The sequence below is a fragment of the Caballeronia terrestris genome (assembly GCF_001544515.1).
Taxonomy (GTDB): Bacteria; Pseudomonadota; Gammaproteobacteria; order Burkholderiales; family Burkholderiaceae; genus Caballeronia; species Caballeronia terrestris.
In genome coordinates this window covers 1-861 of record NZ_FCOL02000531.1, presented here as the reverse complement: position 1 = coordinate 861, position 861 = coordinate 1, and the positions used below count along the sequence as shown (strand labels likewise).

General features: G+C 59.7%; 1 protein-coding gene. It reads right to left on the bottom strand.

Going from position 1 to position 861, the window contains the following annotated elements; genetic code table 11:
* Positions 1-185: 185 nt before the first annotated feature.
* Positions 186-788, bottom strand: a complete 603-nt coding sequence (locus AWB67_RS38760) for a hypothetical protein (RefSeq protein ID WP_087660936.1) — start codon at positions 786-788, stop codon at positions 186-188.
* Positions 789-861: the final 73 nt, after the last annotated feature.

Sequence of the window (861 nt, the reverse complement as noted above, 5' to 3'; positions counted from 1 at the left end):
TGTTGTGGCGCCGATGTCCACTAACATCGCGGGCGTCGGCGCCCCGGATCGTGAAAAGTCTGGGAAGTGGCACGATCTTTAGGAAGAAGGCGCGGAAATTAAAGGACCGAAAACCCTGCGGAAGGTCGGGCTCAGCGCCACTCATGCCAAGCGCCTTAGCGAGTGTGAGCCCATCCAGGCCCCGACTAACGGAAGCCGTAGACCAGAACCTTCTTCCCCTCAAAGCTTTCCTGCACACCTTGCTCGCAATTTGGTGGACACTTCGCCATAAGGTCCGCGCTCGCGCCCGACACGGTGACCGCCCTGTAGACAACGGATTCGATGAGCGTCCCGTCGGCAGCGACGACGATGTTCAGATCTGTTTCTACGCCGGCCGGCACGGCTCCGCCAGCCGTATAGACGATTTTCATGGTACCGGTGCAATCGGAGTTCACCCGGTAGGTGCCCTTCTGGTTCGGATTGAATGTCGTCTGCCCCCCTTTCGGCAGCCCGCCGATAACCCCGAAGTCGGTGCGTGTAAAGCCGCCTATACCGTCGAACGTCACCAGTGCGACGTCATCGAGAATCACCGGGGCGGCGTACGGATGCAATGTACCGTCGGCAATCAATCCAAGAATTTCTCCATGGCCGATAAATCCAAACGGTCCCTTTAGGGTTGCGTTCGAGCACAACCCACCGTGGTGGCCGTGGCCGCTGGAGTCGTCGGAGTCGCCGGCCTGCGCGGCACCGCTGAGGAAGAGAAGTGCAACGGCTGCTGCCGACGCAACGCTTAAATGCTTGATCTTCACGGTTATCTCCTTGTCAGCGAATCGGGCACTTAACATCGCGGCGCGCATAGGCCTATAGCCTGGCTGACGGGGC